Here is a 23,920-nt window from a genome sequence, read left to right as displayed (position 1 = left end):
TCGGTGCGGCTGACTTTGTCGTACAGCGCCGCCAGCGATACGGGCAAGTTGTCCATCTGGCGCGCGGCGGCATGCAGCGAAGGGCGCAGCCCCAGGGAAACCAGCGACATCAGCTCGACGACGGTGGAAAACAGCAGCTCCCGGGGATACTGGCGCTGCCGGTTGGTCTCGAACACTTCGTCGACCCAGGCAGCCGGCATCGCCCGTTCCAACACCAGCCGTGCCATGACGCTGGCCGGTGCCTGCTTCTCGAATCGCGCCAGAATCTCGTCCCACACCGCCTTGCCCTCTTGATGGTTTTAGGGAAGGGAGTTTACGTAAAGACCTTGAAAGGGGTGGGCCTAAAGGCGCAAGCAACGAAGAAGTCACCACAATCAAAAAAGGCCTTCAATACTTTAGAAGAGTCTCTTGGAGGGGGCAGGCCAGCGTTCTTCAACAGATAGCTTCAGCTCTTAGCGTATGCAGCGACTTAAATCGCCTACTAGAGGCGCAAACTGAACCGCCACACCCTCAACTTGAGAATATTGCAAGGCAAGTATTCACAATAATCCCAGAGCTAGCGAAACGATCTACTGTTGAAAAGCTAAAACCAACATTGGAAAAATTGGTAACTGAGATTGAAAAACAAGAATACCCTTCAGGCTCTATAAACAAACACAAGATCAAGAATATCGCGCTGCTAGAGGAAGATTTCCTGGAAAGCAGCAACCTAGCTCGTTGCCCACTTTGTGAAATTAGAGGCGTTAATCACAGCTATGACTGCCCAGTCTGCCATGGCGACGGCTCCATTGATAAGAATCTAGAGATCGACCTTACGGAGTTTGATTTAGTCAAATGCAAACTGTGTGAAGGCAGCGGCCACTATGACGGTGACGACTGCATAGCTTGCGGCGGCGAAGGCGAAATGGAGCGTAGATTCGAGGACCGAATCGACTACAGCCAGTTTGATCTGGTTGACTGCCCAGTATGTAAAGGGTCGGGGCGCTTTGACGGTGATTTATGTCAAGTTTGCGATGGTGATGGAACTGTCATGCACAGATACGCTGACAGCATCGACATATCTAAGTACGACTACGTTGACTGCCCGTTATGTGAAGGCTCTGGTCGGCATAACGGAGACACTTGCCCTACCTGCCATGGAGAACGGCAGATGCTTCGCAAGTATGCCGACAGCATAGATGTATCACAATATAGTGACGTGAAGTGTCCCGCCTGCAAAGGAAAAAGGCTGCTATATGGTGATGACTGCATTGCCTGCCATGGTGAAGGCTATATGCCTGCTGGACAAGCAGACCAACTAGATGCATCCCTGTATAAAATGGTCAAATGCCCTTCCTGCAAAGGAAAAAGCAAAACTAAGAATTATGAATGCCGCGACTGCAATGGTGAAGGTGAACTTTTAAAATACTATGTAGACAAGTACAGCCTCTGACATTTTGTAGAGGCTGAAAGAATGAATGGCCCTTGGTTTCGTAGATACCCTCAAGCCTAAGAGGCGGTCTGCAAAGCCAATTTTGGGAAGTCCGCTTTTGGCTTGGGTTCTGCCTTTCCTCAAAGGCAGCTCCTGGCCGCTTGTTGCCTGACGTGATCGGCCGGTTTGGGTCGAAACCTGCCAGTTATAAACAGTAACTTTCAACTCGGAAGTCACCACAGCATGCCCGCTCTGCCGCCCGGTGCAGGCTCGGCAAGCTGCTCGGGCGTATGGGTGAGGTGCAGTGAAAACGGCCGGATTGCCGGTCAAGGCCTGTCGTGTCTGCGGCCTGCCGTTCGCCGGGCGGAAGAGGTGGGCGCCCAGCGTCGACAGTGTCTGGCCAGTCCGTGCAGCGCGGGCAGCAGCCCCGCCCAGATCAGTGCTAGCAGCGGCAGAGTTATCCACAGTCCCAGCGGCAGGCCGACCCCCGCGAGCTGCGCCCCGCCGAGGTAGGAGAGCGGTCCGCCGACGGCGCCGAGCAGGCTGCCCAGCCACCAGGGCCTGGCCGTCCAGGCCAGGCAGTGGCTCAGGGTGGTGGCGAACAGCGCCCAGAGCAGGGCCAGCCAGGGCGGCAGCAGCGGGCTGTCGCCGGCGAAGTCGAACAGGCCGAGGTGGAGCAGCAGGCTGTCCAGCGCGCTGCCGCCCAGGGTCGCGCCGGCGACCAGCCAGGCTTCGCCGCGCCCACGGGCGATCCAGCGAAAATGCGCGAGCAGGCAGGCCAGGGCGATCGGCAGCAGCCAGGGCCGCTGCGCGCCGAGCACGCAGGCGAACCAGCCGAGCTGGAACAGCGCCGCGTTGGCCAGCCGGCGGCGCATCTCAGGCATCGAGGCGGCCGAGCAGCGGCGCCGGGCGGGCCGCCGGCTTGGCCAGCAGCAGCTGGGCGGTGCCGATGCTGCGTTCGAGAAAGCCGCCCTCGCAGTAGCACAGGTAGAACTCCCAGAGGCGGAAGAACTGCTCGTCGTAGCCGAGCTGTTCCAGCGAGTGGCGGGCGCGGCGCAGGTTGTCGTGCCAGTGGCGCAGGGTGCGCGCGTAGTGCAGGCCGAAGTCTTCCATGTGGTGCAGGTTGAGGTCGGTGTCGCGGCCGACGATCTCCAGTATCCGCTGCACCGAGGGCAGGGCGCCGCCGGGGAAGATGTAGCGCTGGATGAAGTCCACCGAGCGCCGGGCCTGCGCGTAGCGCTGGTCGCGGATGGTGATCGCCTGCAGCAGCATCAGCCCGTCGTCGGCGAGCAGCCGGGCGCACTGCCGGAAGTAGGCGGGCAGGAAGCGGTGGCCGACCGCCTCGATCATCTCCACCGACACCAGCTTATCGTAGCGCCCATCGAGGTCGCGGTAGTCCTCGTGCAGCAGGGTGATGCGCTCCGCGAGGCCGCGCTCCGCGATGCGCCGCTGGGTGTAGGCGAACTGTTCCCGCGACAGGGTGGTGGTGGTCACCCGGCAGCCGTAGTGCTCGGCGGCATGCAGCGCCAGGCTGCCCCAGCCGGTGCCGATCTCCAGCAGGTGGTCGGAGGGCCGGAGGTCGAGCTTGCGGCAGATGCGGTCGAGCTTGTTCAGCTGGGCCTGTTCCAGGCTGTCGGTCGCGCTCCGGAACATCGCCGCCGAGTACATCATGGTCGGGTCGAGAAACTGCTCGAACAGCGCGTTGCCCAGATCGTAGTGGGCGGCGATGTTGCGCTGCGCGCCCCGGCGGGTGTTGCGGTTGAGCCAGTGCAGGCCCCGGATCAGCGGGCGGCCGAGCCGGGCCAGGCCGCGTTCCATGCCGTCGAGCACCGCGAGGTTGGCGACGAACACGCGGATCACCGCGGTCAGGTCCGGGCTGCTCCAGTAGCCGTGGACGTAGGCCTCGCCGGCGCCGATCGAGCCGTTGCCGGCGACCATCGCCCAGGCGGCGGCGTCGAGCACCTGGATTTCCCCGTGCGGCTCGCTGCCGGGCTGGCCGAAGGTCTGCCGCTCGCCGTCTTCGCAGATCGTCAGCTGGCCGTGGCGCAGCCGGCCGAGCTGGTGCAGCACGGCGCGCTTGAGCAGGCCGGCGCCCAGGCCGTTGCCGGCGCTGGCGGAGGAGAGGCTAGGACTCTTCATGGCGGGGCTCCAGATCGGCGGTGCGGTAATTGCCGTCCGCGGCTCGGTGGGGGAAGAACGGCATGCGCTTGAGGGCCAGGCGCAGGGCCTGCCAGTAGATGCCCAGCACGGTCTTGGCGGTCATCCAGGGAAAGGCCAGCAGATGGCGGTGCAGGCTGGCGCGGCTGAGCGCGATGCGGGTCAGGCCGAGGCCGGCGTCGAACAGCTTGTCCTCGCCCTGCCAGTCCTCCATGCGGATGCGCAGGCGCTCGCCGGGGGCGGAGAAGGCCATGCGGTATTCCAGCGCGCGGGGCAGGAAGGGCGAAACGTGGAAGCTCTTCGCCACCCGCTGGCGCGACTCGCCCGCGGCCTGGGCCGGCAGCACGTAGTGGTAGCGCTCGTGCCAGGGGGTGTTGCTGACCTCGCAGAGGATCGCGGCGAGGCGGCCGTCGGCCTCGAAGCAGTAGAAGAAGCTCGCCGGGTTGAAGGCCAGACCCCAGCTGCGCGGCTGGGCGAGCAGGCAGATGCGCCCGCCCGGCGTGCGGCCGAGGGCCTCGCCGATCCGCGCGCGCACCGCGTCGGCGAGGCGCATGCCCCGGCCGGTGAACTGCGGCAGAAAATCCGTCTCGCGCAGGGCGAAGGGCGAAAGACGCGAGCGCCCGGCCAGCGGCGAGAGGGCCAGTACCTCGTCCTGTTCGTCGAGGTCCAGGTAGAGCAGGCCGATGCGGTAGCGGAAGGCGTGGCCGCGCGGCAGGTGCCGGCGGTGGCTGACCCAGCCCTGGTAGAGGGCGCTGTTCACAGCTGTTCCCCGAAGGCCCCGGCCACCCGCAGGGCGCTGACCACGCCGTCCTCGTGGAAGCCGTTGGCCCAGTAGGCGCCGCAGTAATAGGTGTGCTGCGCGCCGTGCAGCTCCCGCCAGCGCGCCTGGGCGGCGATGCCGGCCAGGCTGTATTGCGGGTGGGCGTACCGGTAGCGGCCGAGGATCTTCGCCGGGTCGATGGCCGCGGTCTGGTTGAGGCTGACGCAGAAGGTGGTGTCGCTGTCGATGCCCTGCAGGAGGTTCATGTTGTAGGTCACCGCCGCGGGCTGCTCGGCCGGACCGCCGAGGCGGTAGTTCCAGCAGGCCCAGGCCAGCGGGCGTCTGGGCAGCAGGCGGGTGTCGGTGTGCAGCACCACGTCGTTGCCGGCGTAGGGCAGGGCGCCGAGGATCTCCCGCTCGGCCGGGCTGGGCGCGGCCAGCAGGGCCAGGGCCTGGTCGCTGTGGCAGGCGAACACCAGCTTGTCGAAGCGCTCGCGGCCGGCCGGGCTGTGCAGGGTCACTCCCTCGGCGTCGCGCTCGACCCGCTGTACCGGGCAGTTCAGGCGGATGCGCTCGCGGAAGGTCGCCGTCAGCGGCGTCACGTAGCGGCGCGAGCCGCCCCGGATCACCCGCCACTGCGGACGGTCGTCGACCGAGAGCAGGCCGTGGTTCCTGAAGAAGTAGACGAAGAACTGCAGCGGGAAACGCCGCATGTCGGCCAGCGACATCGACCAGATCGCCGCGCCCATCGGCACGATGTAGTGGTCGACGAAGCGCTGGCCGTAGCGGCCGCGCGCCAGGTAGTCGCCGAGGGTGATGTCGGCGGCGATGCGCTGCTCGGCGAGGTCGCGCAGGGCCTCGCGGTTGAAGCGCAGGATGTCGCGCAGCATGCCGAGAAAGCGCGGCGAGAGCAGGTTGCGGCGCCGGGCGAACAGGCTGTTGAGGCTGTTGCCGTTGTACTCGCTGCCGCTGGCCGGGTCGTGCACCGAGAAGCTCATTTCGGTGGGTTGCGAGGCCACGCCGAGCCGTTCGAGCAACTGGATGAAGCGGGGGTAGGTCCAGTCGTTGAAGACGATGAAGCCGGTGTCGATGGCGTAGTCGCGTCCGTCGAGGCGCACGTCCACCGTGTGGGTGTGGCCGCCGATCCAGTCGCCGGCCTCGAACAGGGTGATCCGGTGGCGGCGCGCGAGCAGGTAGGCCGTGGTCAGGCCGGCGATGCCGCTGCCGACGATTGCGATGTTCATGGCTGCTCCTCCGTGGCGGTGCGCGCCAGGCGCCGGCCGAGGGCCAGCTGCAGGCGTTTGGGCAGGTGGGCGAGGAGCCGCAGGAGAACGACGAAGGGGCCGGGGAAGGCGATCTCGAAGGGGCGCCGGTCCAGGCGCTCGGCGATGTGCCGGGCGGCCCTGTCCACCGGCCAGCGCATCGGCATCGGGAAGTCGTTCTTGCGGGTCAGCGGGGTGTCGACGAAGCCGGGGCTGACCAGGGTGACGTCGATGGCCTCGGTGGCCAGGTCGATGCGCAGCGACTCGAACAGGTAGCGCAGGGCCGCCTTGGAGGCGCCGTAGGCCTCGGCGCGCGGCAGCGGCAGGAAGGTCGCCGCGCTGCACATCGCCACCAGATGGGGTTGCCGGCCGACGCGCAGCAGCGGCAGGGCGGCCTCCACGCAGTAGCTGGCGGAGAGCAGGTTGGCGCGCATCACCCGTTCGACCAGGGCCGCCTCGAAGGCGCGCACGTCGAGGTATTCGCAGGTGCCGGCGTTGAGGATCGCCAGGTCCAGGGCGCCCCACTGCTGGGCGATGCGCTCGCCGATGGCGCGCACCTGGGCGGCGTCGCCGAGGTCGCCGGGCAGCGCCAGCACCTGCTGCGGGTAGCGCTTGGCCAGGGCCTGCAGGGCGTCGGCATGGCGCGCGCTGACCGCCAGCCGGTGGCCCTGCTGGAGGAGAAGTTCCGCCAGGGCGGCGCCGATGCCGCTGCTGGCGCCGGTCAGCCAGATGCGTTTCATGCCAGCCTCCGTTTCAGCCAGGCGATCATGGTGCCCAGCAGGGGGATGTGTTCGTAGAGCAGGGCGCCGGCATCGAAGTAGTCGCGGTGCCGGTAGACCTTGTCGCGCCAGAGCAGGTGCGAGCAGCCCTCCACGCGGATCGGCGCGCCGCCGCCCAGGCGCGGGTGGCGGTAGCTCAGGGTCCAGCGCAGGTAGCCTTCGCCGTCGCGGACCTGGTCGAAGCCCTGGAAGTCGAAGCGCAGCTCGCGCAGATCGGCGTACAGCCCGGCGAAGTAGCCGCGCAGGGCGGGCAGGCCGCGCAGCTCGTGCAGCGGGTCGCGAAACAGGATGTCCGCGCTGTACAGCGCGTCCAGGCGGTCCAGGCTGTGCCCGTCCAGGCGGGCGAAGTCCGCGGCGAAGCGGCGCAGGAACTCAGACATGCGCGGCCTCCCGCTGCGGCAGGTTGCGGAAGGCCGCCAGCGCCCGTTCGCGCGAACGCGGCAGATCGACGATCGGCGCCGGGTAGCCGGGCACGCCGAACAGTCCGCCGAGGGCGGCCGGGTTGTGGATGTCGCGCGTGTTCAGCCCGGCCAGCTCGGGAACCCACTGGCGGATGAAGCGGCCGTCCGGGTCGAACTTCTCCGACTGGCTCAAGGGGTTGAAGAGGCGGAAGTAGGGCACGGCGTCGGTGCCGGTGGAGGCGCTCCACTGCCAGCCGCCGTTGTTGGCGGCCAGGTCGCCGTCGATCAGCTGGCGCATGAACCAGCGCTCGCCGTGGCGCCAGTCGATCAGCAGGTTCTTGGCGAGGAACATCGCGACGATCATCCGCAGGCGGTTGTGCATCCAGCCGGTGGCCAGCAGCTGGCGCATCGCGGCGTCGACGATCGGGATGCCGGTGCGGCCCTGCTGCCAGGCTTCCAGGTCGGCGGGCGCGTCGCGCCAGGCCAGCGCCTCGGTTTCGACGCGGAAGGCGCGGCCCCTGGAGACCCGCGGGTAGCCGATCAGGACGTGCTGGTAGAACTCGCGCCAGAGCAGCTCGCCGATCCAGGCGACGGCGCCGGGATTGCCGGTCTCGAACTCGCCCCGGTTGCTGCGCAGCGCGGCCTGCAGGCACTGGCGCGGCGAGAGCACGCCGGCGGCGAGGTAGGGCGAGAGCTGGCTGGTGCCGGCGACGGCCGGGTAGTCGCGTTGTTCCCGGTAGTCGGCCAGTCGTTCCTCGGCAAAGCGCGCCAGGCGCTCGCGGGCGGCGTTCTCGCCGGCCGGCCAGTGCTGGCGCAGCGCCTCGCCGGGAGTGGCGAAACCGGCCACGGCGTTCGGCACGGGATCGCCGGCAAGCTCCAGCGGCGCCTGCGCGGCAGGGGCGGCGAACACCTCCGGCAAGGCGCCGTGCAGGCGCCGGTGGCAGGCCTTGCGGAACTGGCTGAAGACCTGGAAATAGCCGCCGGAGCTGGTCAGCACGCTGCCCGGCGCGAACAGCAGCCGATCCAGGTGGCTGCGAAACGCCACGCCCTGTCCGGCCAGGGCCTCGGCCACGGCGCGGTCGCGCCGGCTTTCGTGCAGGCCGTATTCGGCGTTGACCTGCACGCCGTCGACGCGCAGCTGCCGGCACAGCTCGCCGAGCACCCGCGGCGCATCGCTCCAGCGGTCGGCGTGGCGAACCAGCAGCGGCACCCCGAGGCGCTGCAGCTCGACCTTGAGCGCGGCGAGGTTGCGCAGCCAGAAGTCGACCTTGCACGGCGCGTCGTCGTGGGCCAGCCACTGGGCGGGGCTGAGCAGGAACAGGGCGACCGTCGGCCCGGCGGCGAGGGCGGCGGCGAGGGCGCGGTTGTCCTGCACGCGCAGGTCGGTGCGAAACCAGATCAGTTGACGCATGGGGACTCTCCCGAAAGGCCGCCGAGCAGGCCGAGGGCCTGCAGGCGCTGCAGGGCATCGAGCGGGTCGTCGGCGAGGTGCAGGCCGGCCAGCGGCGCCAGCGCCTCCCGGTGGATGCTCGCGGCCGGGCCGCAGAGCAGGCGGGGGCAGCCGACGCCCTGCAGCAGGCGCTGCAGGTGCGCGGTGTCGAGGCTCCGGCTGCCGTAGAGCAGCACGGCGCGCGGCTGCATGCGCTCGACGGCCAGAGCCAGTTCCGGCGCGGGGACCGGCCAGTCGAGCACGCTCACCGGGCATTCGGCATTGCTGGCCAGCCAGGCGCACAGCCACAGCCCGGGCTCCATCGGCCGCTCCGCGAGGTTCAGCAGCAGCAGCGGCGAGCGGCCGTGCAGGCGGTTGTTGTGGTAGAGGCGCGCGCCCAGCTTGCTGCGCAGCCAGGAAAGGAAGAACACCTGTTCCAGGCGCGCGCCCGGCGGGTTGCGCCAGCGCCGGTGCAGCTCGTCGAGCAGCGGCAGCAGCAGCTGCCGGCAGAGGGTGGCGGGCGGGTAGAGCGCCATCGCCTGGTTGAAGCCGTCGTCCAGCGCGCGTTCGGCCAGCGCGGCGACGGCTTCCAGCAGTTGCCGCCGGCGCATCGGCCAGTCGTGCTCGTCGGCGTCGGCCGGCGGCCGGGCGCCGCCGAGCAGGCCGCGCACCTGGCTGACCGCCACGCCGCGCTCGAGCCAGTCGAGGATCTCGCGGATCTGCGCCACCTGCGCCGCGGAATACAGGCGATGCCCCTTGGGCGTGCGCTGCGGGACGATCAGGCCGTAGCGGCGCTCCCAGGCGCGCAGGGTCACCGGGTTGACGCCGGTCTGCCGCGCCACCTCGCGGATCGGCAGCAGGCCGCGGGCCAGGAGGGCGCATTCGTCGTCGGCGGGCTCGTCGGACCCTGGGGAGTGGGTGTCGTTCATGGTCAGAGGGCGTTGCGCAGGCCGAGCGCTTCCGGATGCGGCTGCAGGTAGGCCTGCTGCGCGATGTAGGCATCCGGATGGCGGCGGAAGTGGTGCTTGATCAGGGTCAGCGGCACCACCAGCGGCACCGTGCCCTGGCGGTACTGATCGATCAGTTGCTGCAGCTCCTGTTTCTCGGCGGCGCTCAGCACGCGTTTCAGGTAGCCGCACAGGTGTTGCAGCACGTTGCTGTGGGTGCCGCGGGTGGCGGTCTTCTTCAGGGCCTCCATCAGCTGGCTGAAATAGCGGGGCGCGATCTCCTCCAGCGGCTGCCGGCCGAGGCCGGCGATCAGGCGGCCGAGGGCCTGGTACTGGAGCGGATGGGTGGCCATCAACTGGTACTTGTAGCGCGAGTGGTAGCCGACCAGCGCCTGGCGGGTCAGCCCGGTCTGCCGCAGGCGCTGCCATTCGGCATAGGCGAAGACCCGGGTGAGGAAGTTCTCGCGCAGCACCGGGTCGTTGAGCCGGCCGTCCTCCTCGACCGGCAGGTCCGGCCGGGCCTGCATCAGCGCTGCGGCGAACAGGCCGCGCCCGCCGCCTTCGGCCGGACGGCCGTCGGGCTGGTAGACCTTGACCCGCTCCATGCCGCAGGACGGCGACTTCTGCATGAGGATGTAGCCGCAGATGTCGTCCAGCTGTGCCGCGGTGCCCCGACCGTATGCGGCCAGCGCCTCGCTGACGTCCCGCTCGCGGTTCACCGTGCCCAGGGCGCGGGGGTTGGCCGTCTCGCCGACCAGGCGGATCGGTTCGCGCGGCGTACCGAGGCCGATGGCGACTTCGGGACAGACCGGCACGAACTCGAAGTGGCGGGCCAGGACCTCGCTGCACAGGCGCGACTCCTTGTGCCCGCCGTTGAAGCGCACGGGCTCGCCGAGCAGGCAGGCGCTGATGCCGATCCTGAGGAGGCGGGGCGGGGAGCTGGGCATGGGAACCTCCTTCTTGTACAACGCGGCGGTTTTGTACAACCTTCTGGTCCAAGAATAGGGCTTTTATTGTGCAAGTCAATTTACGTGTACAGATTTTGTATAGGATTGACGGGCCGGTGCCGGCGAGACGCCGGCGCGCGGCCTCGGCGCCGATCCGCTCGGTCAGGCCGTGGTCAGGGGGTTCTTGGTGGGAGGGCTGGACGGCGAGGCGCCGGAGAGTGCGACGAGCGGCGCCCGTTGCAGGCGCGGGGAATATCTCTTCCGGGGCGAGCGGTTCGCCCGGCGGCGGCTTCAGCCTTGGCTCTGCTGGAGGGCCGCCAGCTGGCTCTTCAGTTGCAGGACTTCGGCTTCCAGCTCGCGAACCCGCTCGGTGGCCTGGACTTCCGCGCTGACATCCTTCTGGATGCCGATGAAGTAGGTGAGCTGGTCGGCTTCGTTGAACACCGGGGTGATCGACAGCTCGTTCCAGAAGGCGCTGCCGTCCTTGCGGTAGTTGCGGATGATCTGGCGGCACGGGCGATGGTTTCTGAGCGCGTCGCGAATGGTCTTCAGGCCCGGCTGCTCGCGGTCGCCCGACTGCAGGAAGCGGCAATCCTGGTAGAGGATGTCGTCGACGTCGTAGCCGGTCAGGCGCTCGAAGGCCGGATTGGCATAGATCAGGATGTTGTCGTCGCCTTCCTGCTCGGCGACCACGATGCCGTCGTTGGAGGCTTCGACTACCAGTTGCAGCAGCTTGGCGTTGATCATCGTGACGGTTTCCGGGGGTGTGTCGCGGCATTCTAGAACAACTTCCGGCCTGCCGGAGGCCGCCTGCACGGCCGGGCTGCGCTGCGTCCGGGGTGATCGGGGGCCCGCCTTGCCGGTGGAAACCCTGGGTTACAATGTCGCGATTCCTTCGACCCGAGCTGCCCGTGCCATGACCGAACTCTCCGGCGCTTCGCCGCTTGCCCCGAGCCCGCCGGCCCTGGAAGAGCTGTTCCCGATTCGCGAGGTGGTGCGTCTGACCGGCGTCAACCCGGTCACGCTGCGGGCCTGGGAGCGTCGCTACGGGCTGATCCAGCCGGTGCGCACCGACGGCGGGCATCGCCTCTATTCCCAGGCGGATATCGAGGCGATCCGCAGCATCCTGGCCTGGACCGAGCGCGGCGTGGCGGTGAGCAAGGTGGGCAGCATTCTGGCCCGCAGCGCCGCGAGCAAGGCCGCGACGGCCGACGCGGGCGAGGCGCCGGCGGACGGCGAATGGAGCGAATGGCAGGCCCGCCTCGGCCTGGCGGTGAGCCACTTCGACGAGACGCGGCTGGAACAGCTCTACGGCCAGGTGTTCTCGACTTATCCACTGGCGGCGGTGTTCCAGGAAATCCTCCTGCCGTTGTGGCAGGAACTGCTGCGGCGAGAGGGCTTCGGCCAGACCAGCCAGTGGCTGTTTCTCGACGCCTTCCTGCGCGCCCGGGTGCTGCAGCGCCTGCAGCTGGGGCGCGGGCCGGCCGACGAGCGGGTCCTGGTGGCGGCGATTCCCGGCCAGTGCCGGGAACTCGAGCTGCTGGTCGCCGGCCTGCTGCTGGATGGCGACAGCGGTTCGGTCAGGGTCCTGCCCGTCGGGCAGCCGCTGGAGGAACTCGCCCTGGTGTGCCAGGAAGTCCGGCCCCGGGCGCTGGTGCTCTATTCCAAGACGCCGCCCAGCGCGGCGCTGGTGCGCCAGCTCGGCAGGCTGGCGCTGGCGGTGGATTGCCTGCTGGCGGTGGCCGGGGAAGCCTCGGAACTGGGCGAGGGCAGCCTGGGCGGTACGCCCATCGCCTGCCTGGGGAGTTCGGGGCGGTTGATGTCGCGGCGCCTGGCGCAGTTTCTCGCCGGGCATCTGGATACCTGAGCGCGGCCGCGTACCGGGAAAGCCGGAGTCGACCGAGCGAACGGGCCGCTAGGCGTCGTCCGTCCCGTCCGGGTGCCCGTTCAGCAGGCGACGTCGCTCGCGGTGCGCCTTTTCCACCAGTTGCAGGATGCTGCCGGTGCTGTAGTGCTGCGCGAAGGCCACCGCGTTCTGCGGCGATTGGTGGTACATGGACAGCAGCATCGACTCCAGGTGACGCTGCTGGAAAACGAGTTCCTGCTCCTGTTCCTGCCAGACGGCCTGCAACGCGGCAAGCGCCCCGGGGCCCGCGCTGCCGGCCAGCGAGAAGAGTTCCCCGAAGGCCCGATAGGCCGAGTTTCCTTCCTGCGAAGGGGCGTTCATGCCCAGTTCGTGGGGAATCTCCTGCAGCGCGTGGTAGAGCGGCAGGTAGGGAGCACCCAGCGGCGTGCCGATCGCTTGCCAGATCAGCCCCTGCAATTCGGTGGGCATTTTCGCGTTCAGGCAGATGATGTGGCTCTCCGCGGTCCTCCGCGGGGCGCCCGGTCGGGGCGTCCGGCCTTCGAGTTCCATCCATTGGCAAGCCGCCCTCAAGACCGCCATGACGTCGGTGACGCAGAGTTCGCCGTCGGGTTTCAGGAACAGCGGGTACTGCGGCTGTCGCGGACCCTGCTGCAGCGAAGGCGTCAGGTATTTCTGCGCGAGCCAGATCCGGTCCAGGCCGTGGGAGGTTTCCGGCACGCCGAAGGCCTGGGCGAAGTCGAAGCGGCGGCGGTCGGGCCGCTCCAGCAGCCGATACTCCGCGACGAACTCGAACAGTCCGGCCGAATGCAGCACGTCGGGTCCGTACAGATCGATGCCGTGGATGCGCAGGCCGTTGGCCACGACCAGGTAGCTGTCGGCGGGGATTCGGACCGCGATCCAGTGATGGGCCGAACCGTTCTCCAGATACCAGGCCTCGAAGGGGTCGGCGACGATCACCCCGCGGGCTTCGCTGGCCCCGTGTTTCTGGAGGTATGTCCCCAGCAGTTCCACCCCGTGGCGGGCGGTCAGGGCCTGGGGAAGGATCAGGGTCGGGATGATCGAGCCGTCAATCTCGCCTTCGGCGAGCAGGGGGTCGATGGCATTGGCCAGGGCGTTGATCTGCAGGGTGCCGGTGGTCGAAACGGCGACGTTGTTCTCGTTGATGCCGCGCCCTTCGTGAAGATGGCGCGGGGGTTCTCCAGGGGCCGCCGTACTCGGCATGGCGCTGTAGGCGAAACGGGTTTTCGGAACGGCGACCCTCAGGCCGTTGCCGAGGGTCCACATCCCGTCGCGAACGACCCGGCCGCTGGCATATTCCGGCTCGCTCCGGTAGGCGACGTAGCGGCTCCAGGGGGTTCGAGCGCAATCCTCGTTGTGGGAAACCAGGATTCGGTTTTCCGCAGCCGCCTCCCTGCCGATCGCGATGTTGATGCACATGGAACGGGATCTCCTGGCGTGCCGGACGTGCGCGACGCGTGAAGGGGACGGCGCGCGCGCCACACATCCAGTGGCGTTTGTATATCGGTATGTGAAGAAACCTAAGCAAGGCTTGTTCCATGTAAATATATGATTGATTTTTAAGGATATTTTTCCTGATTGTCATGTTGGAACGAGAAGAGCTGGAGGATTTCGTCCGCTCCTGACCGGCGACACTGGACGAAATCGTCCATCGCCCTGTAGCGAAGAAAAGGGCAAGCGAAAAAATGTCCCCAGAATGAGGGGGGTGAGGCGACGTTCGGGGAGGGAGGGGGCGGTCGGCTTCCCGGCGGGCTACGGGGTCAGGGGCGTGCGCCGAGTTCTTCGAGCAGTTGCAGCGCCCGCTCCAGGCTTGGGCTCGGTGCGTCCGGCGCGACGCCGCGCAGCGCTCGCGACAGCAGCTTCGCGGCCTGCTCCGGGCGCCGGGTCTGCTGCAGGAGCCGGGCGAGTTGGGTGGCGGCGGCGATGCGCGCGGACACCGAGCCCAGCGCCAGGGCGGTGGAGAGGGCGCTGCGCAGCTCCTGCTCGGTGCCGTCCAGGTCGTCCTGCGCCCAGCGGGCCCGCGCCTTGGTGGTCAGCAGCTCGCCCAGATAGGCTCGCTCCTGATGCTCCAGGGCCATGTCCAGGGCATCGGAGAGCAGGCGCTCGCAGTCGTCGGGACGCCCGGCCCGCAGCAGCAGTTCGCCGCGCTGCCAGGCCTGGAAGGAATGAAACAGGCGGCCGCCGTGGCTCAGCATGTGCTGCCGGTAGCCCTCCAGCATGAAGCGCTCGGCCTCGTCGAAGGTGCCGAGCGAGCCGATATGGCAGCCGCGGAAGACCTGGCCGATGCCCCGGTAGAAGGTGAAGCCGTGGGCCTCGGAAAGGGACTCCAGGTCCGTCGCCAGCGGGCCCAGGTGCTCCATGTCCTCGAACAGACAGGCCAGCCAGGCGGCGCCCTGCAGGGCCAGGGCCCGGTTGAAGGCATGCGGGTTGTCTTCGCCGACGCGCAGCAGCAGGCGCTGCAGGGCCTGGCGCGCCTGGGCGAAGGCGCCCAGCTGGAAGGCCGCGAGGCCCTCGAAGGTCAGCGCCAGGGCGCTCAGGTCGAAGCCCTGCAGGCCGCAGCGCTCGCCGCCGCGCCCGCCCTGCAGCAGCCCGCCGCGGGCCAGGCAGGCCAGGGTCTCCGCGCAGTCGCCCAGCCAGAACAGGGTGTTGGCCATGGCCAGGTGGGCCTCGTCGAGGGCGGCCGGGCTGCCGAGGTCGCGGGCGCGCTGCAGCATGTCCTGCGCCGTGGCGCGGGCCCTGCCCAGCTCCAGGGTCATCAGCTGGGTGCTCCAGACGCCGAACTGCATGGAGGCCAGCTCGGTGCTGCCGCACAGCCCCTCGCCGACCTTCAGGGCCGCCTCGTAGCAGGCGCAGGCCTCGGCGCACAGCCAGCCGTTCATGCTGCGCAGGCTGACCCCGAGCAGGCGGTAGGCCTCGAACTGCAGGGCGCGGACATCGTCCCGCCGGGGCAGTTTTTCCAGGCAGCGGCGCAGGAGCGGAATCGCCTGGCGGAACTCCGCGGCCTCGACCCGCTGGCGGCCTTCCTCCAGCAGCGTCTCGGCCTCGTGGCTGCGGGCCTCGCGGGACTTCAGGCGGCGCTCGACGACCTTGCGGCCGACGCCCAGCAGCTGGGCGGCCGCGCTCTTGTTGCCGCCGCTGCGCTGCAACGCCCGGTCGATCAGCAGGTTCTCGGCGACCAGCAGCTTGTCGTCGCCCTCCAGCGCCAGCAGGGCGTCGGCCAGGCCGTCCTGCCCGGCGCGCTCGGCCCCGTCCGCGGCGAGGAAGGGCTCCAGCGCCTCGACGCCGATCTGGGCGGAGAGGGCCAGCACCCCCAGCCGGTCGATCAGGTTGCGCAACTGGCGCACATGGCCAGGCCAGGCGGCCCGGGTCAGCCGCTCGATCGCCTCGGCGGAGAACGATAGCGGCTGCGGCTGGCGGGCGGCGAAGTGCCTGACCAGGGCCGGGATGTCCTCCCGGCGCTGGTCGAGGCCGGGCACCTCGATCACGAATACCGCCAGGCGGTAGTAGAGGTCCTCGCGAAAGCTGCCTTCGCGGACCATGGCGAGCAGGTCCCGGTGGGTGGCCGCGACGACCCGCCCTTCGAAACGGATCGACTCGTTCGAGCCGATCGGGCGGAAGGTGCGGGTTTCCAGCACCCGCAGCAGCCGGGGCTGCAGCGCCAGCGGCAGCTCGCCGATCTCGTCGAGGAACAGCGTGCCCCGGCCGACCAGCTGGAAGTAGCCGGGCCGCTGGCTGGTCGCGCCGGTGAAGGCCCCCCGGGCATGGCCGAACAGCTCGGATTCGATGAGGTTTTCCGGGATCGCCCCGCAGTTGAGGTCGACGAAGGGCTGTTCGGGCGACCGGCTGCGGGCATGTATCTGGCGCGCCACCACTTCCTTGCCCGAGCCGGTCGGTCCGCAGACGAGCAGGGGGTGGTCGGTGGGGGCGATGCGTTCGACCAGGCTCTGCAGGCAGCGAAAGGCCGGGGACTCGCCGACGATTTCCGCCATCGTGCCGAATGAAGAGGGGTCGAACATCGTGTTGCCGTTCCTTGGATGGACAGTCCCAGAATAGAGCGGTCGGACGCAGTTTGCAGTGATTTGGAACAGGCGTCCGGATTTCGTGGGCGCAATGTGCCGTGATTGGCAACGCGCCGCCCAAAAGGCTGCTCCGGGGGCTTGAGGCATCAAGGGAAGAGAGAGTATTCGGAGCGCGTGGGAGGTACTGCGGGAAGAACTGCGGGGAGGCTGGAAAGGCTCCCGCACCGGCCGGAAGCCGGCGCGGGCCGGGCGTTACTGCTTGGCGACGGCGGACATCCCGCCGACCAGCTCTGCAAACGCCTGCTGCATGCCGGCATGGGCGGCCGCGTTTTCCTCCGGCGACTTGTAGGTCCAGGCCATGTCGAGCGCCTCGATCTCTTTCCGGTAGGCCGGGTCCGAGGTTACCTCGCGGGCGACTTCGGTCCAGGTGTCGACGATCGCCTGGGGGGTGTTCTGGTTGAAGAACAGGGACCACACATAGGGCGGGAAGGTGAAGTCGACCCCCTGCTCCTTGTAGGTCGGTACCTCCGGCGCGTTCGGCGCCCGTTTGTCGGCCGGCTCGCCGAGCAGCGCGAAGTCGCCCGACTTGAGGTAGTCCTGGGTGCCCGAATAGACCTTGGCCATCACGTCGACGGTGCCGCCGAGCATGGCGGCGAGCCTGGCGGCGTCTCCTCCGGTATCCATCAGCTTGAACGTCACGCCCTGCTCCTTCTGCAGCTTCAGGAACATGAAGTGGCTGAGGGTGCCGTACTCGGTGGCCGCCTTGAGCTTGCCCGGTTCGGCCCTGGCCCTGGCGAGCAGGTCGTTGATCGACTTGATCCCCGACTTGCCGGATGCATACAGCCCCAGGGTGGCGTCTTCGACGACCGCGGGGCCGACCTTGAAGCCGTCGTAGGAGTAGGGGGCCACCTTGGTCAGGTAGTTGGCGATGAGGCCCTGGTGGGTATAGAGCACCTGGTAGCCGTTGGATTTGTCCTCGCGCACCGCGCGCGAGCCGTTGTAGCCGCCCGCTCCGCTGATCCTGACCACCACCACCGGCTTGCCGATCCGCTTCTCGGCGTACTTGGCGAAAATCCGGGCGCTCAGGTCGGAGGCGCCGGTGGCAACGGCCGGCACCACCAGCTCGATCGGCCGGTTCGGATAGCTGGCGGCCTGGGCCGCGCCCTGCAGGGAAAGCCCGACGGCGGCGGCCAGGGTCGCGAGCAGGAAGGTTCTTTTTTGCATGGGGAGTTGCCTTCTTGTTGTTATGGATGAGGTTGGGATTGGATGGATCGTGGGACTGCCGCCGCTACGGCCCGGCTCGGATCTCTCCGGGTCGTACCCGAGGCGGGGCGGCGCCCGTTCGGTTCGGGCGGATCGCCCGGCATTCGGACGTGGCCGCGCCCCACGGCCGTCCGATGCATCGACAGGCGCCGTCTGGACGGCACCGGGCGTTACTGCTTGGCGACGGCGGACGCCCCGTCGACCAGCTCCGCCATCAGCTTCTGGGCGCTGGCATAGGCGGCGGCGCTGTCCTGCGGCGACTTGTAGGTCCAGGCCATGCCGAGTTCCGCGACCTCTTTCTGGTAGGCCGGGTCCGAGGTCACCTCGCGGGCGACCTTGTCCCAGCTGTCGATGATCTCCTGGGGGGTGCTCTGGTTGAAGAACAGGGTGAACGTATAGGCCGGGAAGGTGAAGTCGAGGCCCTGCTCCTTGTAGGTCGGCACGTCCGGTGCGTTCGGCGCCCGCTTGCCGGTCGGCTCGCCGAGCAGCACGAAGTCGCCCGACTTGAGGTATTCCTGGGTGCCCGAATAGATCTTGGCGATGACGTCGACGGTGCCGCTGAGCAGCATGGGAATCCGGCCGGCGTCGCCGTTGCTCTCGACCATCTTGAACTTCACGCCCTGTTCCTTCTGCAGCTTGAGGAACATGAAGTGGTTGTAGGTGCCGTACTCGGTGGCGGCCCTGAGCTTGCCCGGTTCGGCCCTGGCCCTGGCGAGCAGGTCCTGGATCGACTTGATTCCCGACTTGCCGGACACGTACAGCCCCACGGTGGCGTCTTCGGCGACCGTCGGGCCGACCTTGAAGCCGTCGTAGGAGTAGGGGGCCACCTTGGTCAGGTAGTTGGCGATGATGCCCTGGTGGGTATAGAGCACCTGGTAACCGCTGGATTTATCCTCGCGCACCGCCCGCGAGCCGTTGTAGCCGCCCGCTCCGCTGATCCGGACCACCACCACCGGCTTGCCGATCCGTTTCTCGGCGTACTTGGCGAAGGCCCGGGCGGCCATGTCGGTGCTGCCGGTGGCGATGTTCGGCACCACCAGCTCGATCGGCCGGTTCGGGTAGTCGGAGGCCTGAGCCGTGCCCTGTAGCGAAAGCCCGACAGCGGCGGCCAGGGTAGCGAGCAGGAATGTTCTTTTTTGCATCGGAAATTGCCTTCTTGCTTGTTATGGGGCGTACAAGGGGAGCGTTTGTGGGGGCCGCTTCGGCGGCACCCGCCATGGCGGGCCGGCGCCGCCACGGCCGCCGAGCGCGGGAGGGGCCTTGCCCGTTCGGCTCGAGCGGCGGCTCGCCGACCTGCCGGAAGTGGGCGCGCGCCGTTTCGAGCGACACAGCGGCTTCGATGATGTCAAAAAAATATCACACCATAGACGGGCGGCAACGGATCGATCCCGGCCCGCCATCACATTCTGAGACGAAATCCGGCATGTCCGGGTAAATGCCGGCTAGATGGCCCCGAAAGGTGCTTTGTCGGCCTCCCGAGCGTTGTTCGAGTATCCCAAGGCTGCCGGAGCGTTAGCGGCCGTCGGCAGTCTCGGGCGGATACGGGCATTTATCCTGCTCGTCGCACGCCGGCGAGTCTGCCTTGCGCATCGCAAAATAGTGTTTGGCCATCGACATGAAGGCGGGAAGTACCGGGTTTTCGCTGTCGTGACGCGCTGCCATGTACAACTCGGCGTGAATCCGGGCATCCCGCAAGGGACGGAAGGCCAGATTCCCCATATGCAACTCGCTCGCCGAGGCCGGCACGATCGCCAGCCCCAGTCCGGCGCGGACAAGGCCCAGCACCGAGTGCGTCTGTCCCAGGTAGTGCACGTAGTGCGGCGCAACTCCGGCCATGGCGAACAGGCCGGCAATGCAGTCGTAGAAATAGCGTCCCTCCACCGGGGAATACATGACGAAGGGCTGCTGGTGGAGGTCGCGAAGCGCAACGCTGGCTTGCCCTGCAAGGGGGTGGGTCACCGGCACCACCACCACCAGGGGTTCGCGGCAAACCCGCTCGTAATCCAGTCCGGGGCGGGTAACCGCCAGGCGCACGAACCCCACGTCGATCATGTTGGCCGTCAAGGCCTCGATCTGGGCCACCGAGACCATTTCCTGCAGCACTACCTCCACGTCCGGCAGGACCTGGGCGGCATGCCTGAGCAATTCGGGAATCAGGCTGTAGCCGCTGACGGCGGTAAAACCGAGGATCAGGCGGCCGGCGTCGCCACTGGCCAGGCGTCGGGCGGAATGTCCGGCCTGCTCCGCAAAGGCCAGCATGCGGCGGGCATCGCGGAGAAAATGCTGGCCGGCAGCCGTCAGCCGGACCTGCCGGTTGTTGCGCTCCAGCAGCATGACGCCGAGCGAACGCTCGAGCAGCTGGATCTGCCGGCTGAGCGGGGGCTGGGTCATGAACAGGCGTTTGGCCGCCCGCCCGAAGTGCAGCTCCTCGGCAACGACCACGAAACAGCGCAGCTGGTGCAGTTCCATAATTCAATTATTGAATCAATCCATCCAGTATCTATGTTAGACGGATATCGATGCGCTTCATACCCTAGGTGGCGTCAACGCGCGTTTCGCGCTTCTCAGACCACAAGGGAAGATGATGATCGATATTCTCCTCACGCAGCCCGTACCGGCGGCCATCGATGCCCGCTTGCAAGCGTCTTACACGGTGCACCGTCTGTACGAGGCGGCAGATCCAGAGGCCTTTCTCGCGGCGGTCGGCCCGCGCATCCGCGGCGTGGTGACCGGCGGTGCCAAAGGCCTGTCGAACGTCCTCATGGATCGCCTGCCCGCCCTGGAAATCATCGCCATCAGCGGCATCGGCACCGATGCGGTCGACCTCGTCCACGCTCGCCAGCGGGGCGTGCATGTGACCACGACGCCCGGCGTCTTGACCGACGACGTCGCGGATATGGCCATGGGCCTGCTGATCATGACGCTGCGCGACCTGGCCACCGGCGACCGCCTGGTTCGCGCCGGTCGCTGGGGAAGCGTCGTACAGCCGCTGGCCCGCAAGGTGAGCGATATCCACTTGGGTATCGTCGGCCTCGGCCGGGTCGGGCACGCCATCGCCAGGCGGGCACAGTCGTTCAACATGACGGTGCATTACACCGACCTCCACGAGCAGCCCGCCAGTGGCTATCGCTTCGTTCCCGAACTGATCGGACTGGCGCGCTGCAGCGACGTACTGGTACTGGCGGCTTCCGCGGATCAGGGCCGGGCCATCGTCACCGAAGAGGTGCTGCAGGCACTGGGCCCCGATGGCTATCTGATCAATGTGGCCCGCGGCAAGCTGGTGGACGAACCCGCACTGGTCGCCGCACTGGCGAACGGCACCATTGCCGGCGCTGGCCTGGATGTTTTTGCCGACGAGCCGCACGTTCCCGAGGCGTTGTTCGGCATGGACAACGTCGTGCTGCAACCGCATCGCGCCAGCGCCACCGAGCAAACCCGCCTGGCCATGGGCGAGATCGTCCTCAAGAACCTGCAGGCCTGTTTCAGCCGCGCACCGCTGCTCGGCGCCGTGACGATCTAGCCACGGCCCGCGCGACGGCGTGGCCGTCCGCTATCCAACAATAAAACTTCCACGAGGAAGCTGGAGATTCCATGAACGAGTCCGCCTCTCTGACGACGCCGCTTGCCAACACGCGCATTGGCCGGCACCGCTTCACCATCCTGGCACTGATTTTCATCGTCACCGTAATCAACTATGCCGACCGTTCGACCATGTCCATTGCCGGTACCGGCGTGGTGAGCGATCTGGGGCTCGATCCGGTCATGCTCGGCATGATCTTTTCCGCATTCGCCTGGGCCTATGCGATTGGCCAGATTCCCGGCGGCTGGCTGCTCGACCGCTTCGGCGCCCGACGGGTGTACGGCGGCAGCCTGATCCTCTGGTCGCTGTTCACCATGCTGCAGGGCGTCGTCGGATGGCTGGGGCTGGCGGGGGCGACGGCGGCCATGGCGTTCTTCGGGATGCGCTTCATGCTGGGGCTGGTGGAGTCGCCCGCTTTTCCGGCGAATAACCGCATCGTGTCCTGCTGGTTCCCGACCAGCGAGCGCGGGACGGCCTCCGCGCTGTTCAACTCCGCCCAATACATGGCCGTGGTGCTGTTCACGCCGCTGATGGCTTGGCTGACCCATAACCTGGGATGGCAACATGTGTTCCTGTGGATGGGCGGTCTTGGCCTGGTGCTCAGTATTTTCTGGTTTGCCTTGTACCGCGATCCCAGCAGCGACTCCCGGCTCGGCGAAGCCGAACTTTCCTATATGCGTGCCGGTGGCGCGCTGGTGGATCTGGAGGCCGACCGTAAGGAAAGCCAGCCCAAGCGCAAGTTCGACGAGATCGCGCAACTGTTCACCAGCCGTACCCTCTGGGCGGTTTATCTGGGCCAGTACTGCATCACCGCCCTCACCTATTTCTTCATCACCTGGTTCCCCATCTATCTGGTCAAAGGCCGTGGCATGACCATCATGGAGGCCGGCTGGGTCGCCGCACTGCCGGCGATCTGCGGCTTCTCGGGCGGCATCCTGGGGGGAATGCTTTCCGACCACCTGATTCGCCGTGGCGTGCACCAGTCCCTGGCCCGCAAGACGCCTTACGTAATCGGCATGGCGCTGGCCTCGACCCTGGTCTCGGCAAACTACGTCGACGCCAACGCCAACTGGATAGTGATTGCCCTGATGGCCCTGGCGTTCTTCGGAAAGGGTTTCGCCGCCGTGGGTTGGGCCGTGCTGTCCGACACCGCTCCCAAAGGCATGGTGGGCCTCAGCGGCGGGGTGTTCAACGGGATTGGCAACGTTGCCGGCATCGTGACGCCGCTGGTCATCGGCTACTTCGTGGCCACGACCGGCTCGTTCCATTCGGCCCTCTGGTTCGTGGCCGCCCACGGCATCCTCGGCATTCTGGCCTACGTCCTGCTGGCCGGTCGCTTCGAGCGGGTCGAAATCCGCACCAAACAACCCCCGGTCGAGACCCGGTGACAGGACGGTTCATTTCCTGGCGAAGTGAGGCAAGGCTCTTCGCCTGTTTTCCAACCCGTGAATGAAGGACCCAAGATGATAAAAAGAATAATGCCGCTGGCCGCCGCCTTCTGTTCGATGGCACTGGCCATCGCCCCCGCCAGCGCCGCCGACGAAACCGTCGCCGTCGAGGCGACCGCGGAGCAGTTGCGCGTGGCGATGGTCGACCCGGACAAGGAGCGGCTGGAGGCGCTGATCGCTCCGCAGCTGAGCTATGGCCACTCCAGCGGCAAGGTCGATACCAAGGAAAGCCTGATCGATAACCTGATGACCGGCGCTTCCAACTTCTCGTCCATCGCCATCGGCGACCAGAGCGTGCAGGTGGTGGGCGACGACATCGCCATCGTTCGCCATACGTTCGTGGCCGACACGCACGGCAAGGGCAAGGACCCGGCCAGGGTCAACCTGAAAGTCCCGCAGATCTGGAAGAAAAAGGGCAGCGAATGGCAATTGCTGGCCCGTCAGGCGGTGACCGCCAGCGCTTGAAACGTCACCGGGGCAGTCCCTGGAAGCCGGATGCCGGGGATGTCGTGGCTGGGAAAGAGGCGAACGTTCGATCGCCTCTTTCCATGAGCGCAATGGCACTGCCGGGTCGCGCGGAGCCCATGCCGGGGCTCACAGGACATACACGGAAATCGCCACGAAGTGCAGCAGGCTGCCCGCCATGACGAACAGGTGCCAGATGCCGTGCCAGTGTCGGAAGCGGCTGTCGAAGGCGAAGAAGACGATCCCCACGGTATAGGCGATCCCGCCCGCCAGCAGCCAGGTGAAGCCCGCGCGGCCCAGGGCGGCGAGCAGCGGCTTGACCGCCACCAGGATCAGCCAGCCCATCACCGCATAGATCACCAGCGAGAGAATCCGCGTTTCGGAACGCTGCTTGAACTCCTGCAGCATGCCGAACAGCGCCAGGCTCCAGACGATGCCCAGCAGCGACCATCCCCAGGGGCCGGGCAAGGTCACCAGGCAGAACGGCGTGTAGCTGCCGGCGATCAACAGGTAGATCGACAGGTGGTCAAGCTTGCGCAGGATCGCCTTCGCTCGCCCGCGCAGGCTGTGGTAGATCGTCGAGATGCTGTAGAGCAGCAGCAGGCTGACGCCGTAGATCGCGCTGCCGACGATCTTTCGCGGCGTGCCCTCCAGGCTCGCCGCCACCAGCAGCCAGACCATGCCGACCAGGGCCAGGACGGCGCCGACCAGATGGGTCCAGGCGTTGAAGCGTTCACCGTGATACATACCCGTGCAACCTCGGAGGCGATGCACCCTGCTGTCCATACTCGCCCGAGTTGGACAACGGCAGTCGCCTATAGACACAAGATAGCGCAGTGGCAGCCGTTCTGTTAGACCTATCCAAAGCTACCCATAGGTAGCTTTTTGCTAACTTCCTGCTTCGACGGGGCCGGTTTCACCCTGGCGTTGCCGCCAGGGCCAGCGCCTTCCCCTCCACAGGCTGACACCGTGGAACTCACGGCGTAATGCTTCAGATTGATTGCCGCGTTGCCGTCCCGGTCGTGCCGGGCCTGGCAGTCTGGGCACGTCCAGGTACGCACCGCCAACGGCAGGCTCTCCCGCACCTGCCCGCAGCACGAGCAGGTCTTGCTGCTGGCGAACCAGCGATCCGCCACCACCACCTCGCCGCCGCGCATCTCGCTCTTG

At 67.3% G+C, this 23,920-nt stretch carries 21 protein-coding genes and 3 pseudogenes; 6 read left to right on the top strand and 18 right to left on the bottom strand.

All coding sequences use genetic code 11. The features are described 5' to 3' along the window. Nucleotides 1–227 (bottom strand): annotated as a pseudogene (locus BMY22_RS18425) (IS4 family transposase); the annotation flags it as partial. Between the two features lie 368 nt (nucleotides 228–595). Here BMY22_RS18425 and BMY22_RS23950 point away from each other — a divergent pair. After that, entirely contained in the window at nucleotides 596–1,432 is an 837-nt protein-coding gene (locus tag BMY22_RS23950) for a zinc finger domain-containing protein (protein WP_143068544.1), read from the top strand. 283 nt (nucleotides 1,433–1,715) lie between these two features. Then, nucleotides 1,716–1,772 (top strand): annotated as a pseudogene (locus BMY22_RS25420) (DUF2256 domain-containing protein); the annotation flags it as partial. On the opposite strand, the pseudogene BMY22_RS24990 reads toward BMY22_RS25420, so the two are convergent. From BMY22_RS24990 to BMY22_RS18375, 10 genes and pseudogenes are all read right to left on the bottom strand, one after another. Continuing rightward, nucleotides 1,771–2,286, bottom strand: a pseudogene (locus BMY22_RS24990) (DUF2878 domain-containing protein); the annotation flags it as partial. The pseudogenes BMY22_RS25420 and BMY22_RS24990 sit on opposite strands and share 2 nt — an antisense overlap. Nucleotide 2,287: 1 nt before the next feature. Further along, nucleotides 2,288–3,550: an SAM-dependent methyltransferase gene (locus BMY22_RS18415; protein ID WP_090624482.1), complete on the bottom strand. Its 1,263-nt coding sequence runs from the start codon at nucleotides 3,548–3,550 to the stop codon at nucleotides 2,288–2,290. Beyond that, on the bottom strand, nucleotides 3,537–4,328 hold the full coding sequence (locus tag BMY22_RS18410; protein WP_090624480.1) for a DUF1365 domain-containing protein: 792 nt from the start codon (nucleotides 4,326–4,328) through the stop codon (nucleotides 3,537–3,539). The genes BMY22_RS18415 and BMY22_RS18410 overlap by 14 nt, the downstream gene beginning before the upstream one ends. Further along, nucleotides 4,325–5,572, bottom strand: coding sequence for an NAD(P)/FAD-dependent oxidoreductase (locus tag BMY22_RS18405; protein WP_090624479.1), 1,248 nt, complete (start codon nucleotides 5,570–5,572; stop codon nucleotides 4,325–4,327). Before BMY22_RS18405 ends, BMY22_RS18410 begins: the two co-directional genes overlap by 4 nt. Next, nucleotides 5,569–6,330, bottom strand: a complete 762-nt coding sequence (locus tag BMY22_RS18400) for an SDR family NAD(P)-dependent oxidoreductase (protein ID WP_090624477.1) — start codon at nucleotides 6,328–6,330, stop codon at nucleotides 5,569–5,571. The genes BMY22_RS18405 and BMY22_RS18400 overlap by 4 nt, the downstream gene beginning before the upstream one ends. Further along, nucleotides 6,327–6,749 (bottom strand): nuclear transport factor 2 family protein, encoded by a 423-nt coding sequence (locus BMY22_RS18395; protein WP_090624476.1) that lies wholly within the window; start codon nucleotides 6,747–6,749, stop codon nucleotides 6,327–6,329. The genes BMY22_RS18400 and BMY22_RS18395 overlap by 4 nt, the downstream gene beginning before the upstream one ends. Beyond that, a complete protein-coding gene (gene phrB, locus BMY22_RS18390; RefSeq protein WP_090624475.1) occupies nucleotides 6,742–8,181 on the bottom strand; it encodes a deoxyribodipyrimidine photo-lyase in 1,440 nt (479 codons plus the stop codon). Before phrB ends, BMY22_RS18395 begins: the two co-directional genes overlap by 8 nt. Then, nucleotides 8,169–9,128, bottom strand: coding sequence for a MerR family transcriptional regulator (locus tag BMY22_RS18385; RefSeq protein WP_090624474.1), 960 nt, complete (start codon nucleotides 9,126–9,128; stop codon nucleotides 8,169–8,171). Before BMY22_RS18385 ends, phrB begins: the two co-directional genes overlap by 13 nt. Before the next feature lie 2 nt (nucleotides 9,129–9,130). Further along, the gene (locus tag BMY22_RS18380; RefSeq protein WP_090624473.1) at nucleotides 9,131–10,093 is read right to left on the bottom strand and encodes a YbgA family protein; all 963 of its coding nucleotides are present in this window, start codon (nucleotides 10,091–10,093) and stop codon (nucleotides 9,131–9,133) included. Between the two features lie 291 nt (nucleotides 10,094–10,384). Beyond that, the gene (locus tag BMY22_RS18375; RefSeq protein WP_090624472.1) at nucleotides 10,385–10,840 is read right to left on the bottom strand and encodes a PAS domain-containing protein; all 456 of its coding nucleotides are present in this window, start codon (nucleotides 10,838–10,840) and stop codon (nucleotides 10,385–10,387) included. 169 nt (nucleotides 10,841–11,009) lie between these two features. On the opposite strand from BMY22_RS18375, the gene BMY22_RS18370 reads away from it, so the two are divergent. After that, on the top strand, nucleotides 11,010–11,960 hold the full coding sequence (locus tag BMY22_RS18370; RefSeq protein WP_090624469.1) for a MerR family transcriptional regulator: 951 nt from the start codon (nucleotides 11,010–11,012) through the stop codon (nucleotides 11,958–11,960). Between the two features lie 48 nt (nucleotides 11,961–12,008). Here the strand turns inward: BMY22_RS18370 and BMY22_RS18365 are convergent, their stop codons facing one another. The 5 genes from BMY22_RS18365 to BMY22_RS18345 form a co-directional block, all read right to left on the bottom strand. Further along, on the bottom strand, nucleotides 12,009–13,397 hold the full coding sequence (locus BMY22_RS18365; protein WP_090624467.1) for a C69 family dipeptidase: 1,389 nt from the start codon (nucleotides 13,395–13,397) through the stop codon (nucleotides 12,009–12,011). Between the two features lie 341 nt (nucleotides 13,398–13,738). Beyond that, nucleotides 13,739–15,994: a sigma 54-interacting transcriptional regulator gene (locus BMY22_RS18360; protein ID WP_090624464.1), complete on the bottom strand. Its 2,256-nt coding sequence runs from the start codon at nucleotides 15,992–15,994 to the stop codon at nucleotides 13,739–13,741. A gap of 255 nt (nucleotides 15,995–16,249) precedes the next feature. Next, nucleotides 16,250–17,221 (bottom strand): tripartite tricarboxylate transporter substrate binding protein, encoded by a 972-nt coding sequence (locus tag BMY22_RS18355; protein WP_090624462.1) that lies wholly within the window; start codon nucleotides 17,219–17,221, stop codon nucleotides 16,250–16,252. Between the two features lie 209 nt (nucleotides 17,222–17,430). Next, nucleotides 17,431–18,402: a tripartite tricarboxylate transporter substrate binding protein gene (locus BMY22_RS18350; RefSeq protein ID WP_090624460.1), complete on the bottom strand. Its 972-nt coding sequence runs from the start codon at nucleotides 18,400–18,402 to the stop codon at nucleotides 17,431–17,433. A gap of 370 nt (nucleotides 18,403–18,772) precedes the next feature. Then, nucleotides 18,773–19,729 carry a LysR family transcriptional regulator gene (locus BMY22_RS18345; RefSeq protein WP_208599334.1) on the bottom strand — a complete coding sequence of 319 codons (957 nt, stop codon included), beginning with the start codon at nucleotides 19,727–19,729 and terminating at the stop codon, nucleotides 18,773–18,775. 112 nt (nucleotides 19,730–19,841) lie between these two features. Between BMY22_RS18345 and BMY22_RS18340 the strand changes: the two genes are divergently transcribed. The 3 genes from BMY22_RS18340 (at nucleotide 19,842) to BMY22_RS18330 (ending at nucleotide 22,753) form a co-directional block, all read left to right on the top strand. Beyond that, complete coding sequence (locus BMY22_RS18340; protein WP_090624456.1) at nucleotides 19,842–20,780, top strand: 2-hydroxyacid dehydrogenase; 939 nt, start codon at nucleotides 19,842–19,844, stop codon at nucleotides 20,778–20,780. A 71-nt stretch (nucleotides 20,781–20,851) separates the two neighbouring features. Beyond that, nucleotides 20,852–22,228, top strand: a complete 1,377-nt coding sequence (locus tag BMY22_RS18335; RefSeq protein ID WP_090624454.1) for an MFS transporter — start codon at nucleotides 20,852–20,854, stop codon at nucleotides 22,226–22,228. A 75-nt stretch (nucleotides 22,229–22,303) separates the two neighbouring features. Continuing rightward, nucleotides 22,304–22,753: a nuclear transport factor 2 family protein gene (locus tag BMY22_RS18330; protein WP_090624452.1), complete on the top strand. Its 450-nt coding sequence runs from the start codon at nucleotides 22,304–22,306 to the stop codon at nucleotides 22,751–22,753. A 129-nt stretch (nucleotides 22,754–22,882) separates the two neighbouring features. On the opposite strand, the gene trhA is transcribed toward BMY22_RS18330, so the two are convergent. Both trhA and BMY22_RS18320 read right to left on the bottom strand, forming a co-directional pair. Then, entirely contained in the window at nucleotides 22,883–23,500 is a 618-nt protein-coding gene (trhA, locus tag BMY22_RS18325) for a PAQR family membrane homeostasis protein TrhA (protein WP_090624449.1), read from the bottom strand. A 110-nt stretch (nucleotides 23,501–23,610) separates the two neighbouring features. Beyond that, the coding region (locus BMY22_RS18320; protein ID WP_143068543.1) for a zinc ribbon domain-containing protein at nucleotides 23,611–23,920 on the bottom strand (310 nt) is incomplete at its 5' end.

The sequence above is a fragment of the Azotobacter beijerinckii genome (genome assembly GCF_900110885.1).
Lineage (GTDB): Bacteria > Pseudomonadota > Gammaproteobacteria > Pseudomonadales > Pseudomonadaceae > Azotobacter > Azotobacter beijerinckii.
This window is presented reverse-complemented; position numbering and strand designations above follow the sequence as displayed.

Excerpts from the sequence above, each read along its gene's own strand:
- BMY22_RS18385 (WP_090624474.1), bottom strand. The coding sequence starts at position 9,128 with ATGAACGACACCCACTCCCCAGGGTCCGACGAGCCCGCCGACGACGAA.
- BMY22_RS18355 (WP_090624462.1), bottom strand. The coding sequence starts at position 17,221 with ATGCAAAAAAGAACCTTCCTGCTCGCGACCCTGGCCGCCGCCGTCGGG.
- BMY22_RS18405 (WP_090624479.1), bottom strand. The coding sequence starts at position 5,572 with ATGAACATCGCAATCGTCGGCAGCGGCATCGCCGGCCTGACCACGGCC.
- BMY22_RS18350 (WP_090624460.1), bottom strand. The coding sequence starts at position 18,402 with ATGCAAAAAAGAACATTCCTGCTCGCTACCCTGGCCGCCGCTGTCGGG.
- BMY22_RS18375 (WP_090624472.1), bottom strand. The coding sequence starts at position 10,840 with ATGATCAACGCCAAGCTGCTGCAACTGGTAGTCGAAGCCTCCAACGAC.
- BMY22_RS18370 (WP_090624469.1), top strand. The coding sequence starts at position 11,010 with ATGACCGAACTCTCCGGCGCTTCGCCGCTTGCCCCGAGCCCGCCGGCC.
- BMY22_RS18400 (WP_090624477.1), bottom strand. The coding sequence starts at position 6,330 with ATGAAACGCATCTGGCTGACCGGCGCCAGCAGCGGCATCGGCGCCGCC.
- BMY22_RS18365 (WP_090624467.1), bottom strand. The coding sequence starts at position 13,397 with ATGTGCATCAACATCGCGATCGGCAGGGAGGCGGCTGCGGAAAACCGA.
- BMY22_RS18330 (WP_090624452.1), top strand. The coding sequence starts at position 22,304 with ATGATAAAAAGAATAATGCCGCTGGCCGCCGCCTTCTGTTCGATGGCA.
- BMY22_RS18360 (WP_090624464.1), bottom strand. The coding sequence starts at position 15,994 with ATGTTCGACCCCTCTTCATTCGGCACGATGGCGGAAATCGTCGGCGAG.
- BMY22_RS18395 (WP_090624476.1), bottom strand. The coding sequence starts at position 6,749 with ATGTCTGAGTTCCTGCGCCGCTTCGCCGCGGACTTCGCCCGCCTGGAC.
- phrB (WP_090624475.1), bottom strand. The coding sequence starts at position 8,181 with ATGCGTCAACTGATCTGGTTTCGCACCGACCTGCGCGTGCAGGACAAC.
- BMY22_RS18340 (WP_090624456.1), top strand. The coding sequence starts at position 19,842 with ATGATGATCGATATTCTCCTCACGCAGCCCGTACCGGCGGCCATCGAT.
- BMY22_RS18345 (WP_208599334.1), bottom strand. The coding sequence starts at position 19,729 with ATGGAACTGCACCAGCTGCGCTGTTTCGTGGTCGTTGCCGAGGAGCTG.
- trhA (WP_090624449.1), bottom strand. The coding sequence starts at position 23,500 with ATGTATCACGGTGAACGCTTCAACGCCTGGACCCATCTGGTCGGCGCC.
- BMY22_RS18415 (WP_090624482.1), bottom strand. The coding sequence starts at position 3,550 with ATGAAGAGTCCTAGCCTCTCCTCCGCCAGCGCCGGCAACGGCCTGGGC.
- BMY22_RS18335 (WP_090624454.1), top strand. The coding sequence starts at position 20,852 with ATGAACGAGTCCGCCTCTCTGACGACGCCGCTTGCCAACACGCGCATT.
- BMY22_RS18380 (WP_090624473.1), bottom strand. The coding sequence starts at position 10,093 with ATGCCCAGCTCCCCGCCCCGCCTCCTCAGGATCGGCATCAGCGCCTGC.